This is a genomic window from Gluconacetobacter tumulisoli, assembly GCF_014174155.1.
GTDB classification, from domain to species: domain Bacteria; phylum Pseudomonadota; class Alphaproteobacteria; order Acetobacterales; family Acetobacteraceae; genus Gluconacetobacter; species Gluconacetobacter tumulisoli.
The window spans coordinates 1-733 of sequence record NZ_JABEQM010000046.1; the positions used below are offsets into that span (position 1 = coordinate 1).

The window sequence follows — 733 nt, forward strand, 5'->3', positions numbered from 1 at the left end:
TGCACCGTGAGCGAGTATAGCGGCGTTTCTGAGCATGAAACATGCGAAAGCGACGACATGAAGACTTGCGAGCGTTGAAGCGTAACGCTCGTAATCCTTGACGAGCCTGCGGCATCGTGTGGCCCATGCGAAAGACCGTTCTACGACCCATCGGCGCGGCAGCAGGACAAAGCCGCGCTTGGCTTCGGGCAACTTGACGACTTCAAGCGCGATACCGTGCGTGCGGGCTGCCTCGTCTGGCTTTGGGCCCGTATATCCCTGATCGACATAGGCCAGTTCGACGCTTTCGTCAGTGGCCTCCTGAATGGCAGCAGCGAGGCGTCCGACCTCGGCGCGATCGTCCCGATTGGCTGGCGTGACGTGCAGGGCCAGCAGGTGGCCAAGCGTATCCACGGCCATATGCAGCTTCGAACCCCGTTTGCGTTTGGCCCCGTCGTAACCGGCTCGAGGCCCGCTCTCGGGTGTCGAACGCAATGTCCGGCTGTCGAGGATGGCTGCGGTGGGTTCCGGCTGGCGACCGGAAGCCATGCGCAAGACGGCACGCAGGTCGCTCACCAGCATCTCGAAGCAGCCGGCTTCCATCCAGCGACGAGATTGCTGATAAACCGCCGACCAAGGCGGCAGATCGTTCGGCATGGCGCGCCAGGCAATCCCGTAGCGGATCACGTAGCGCAACCCGTTGAACAGTTCGCGCAGATCATGCCGCCGCTGTTCCGCGTCCTCTCGCATCAGA

The 733-nt window shown here is 62.5% G+C and carries 1 protein-coding gene; it reads right to left on the minus strand.

Annotation, left to right across the window (positions count from 1 at the left end; all coding sequences use genetic code 11):
- Positions 1-733: IS5 family transposase (locus tag HLH28_RS17855; protein ID WP_182961944.1), on the minus strand; the 733-nt coding region annotated here is incomplete at both ends.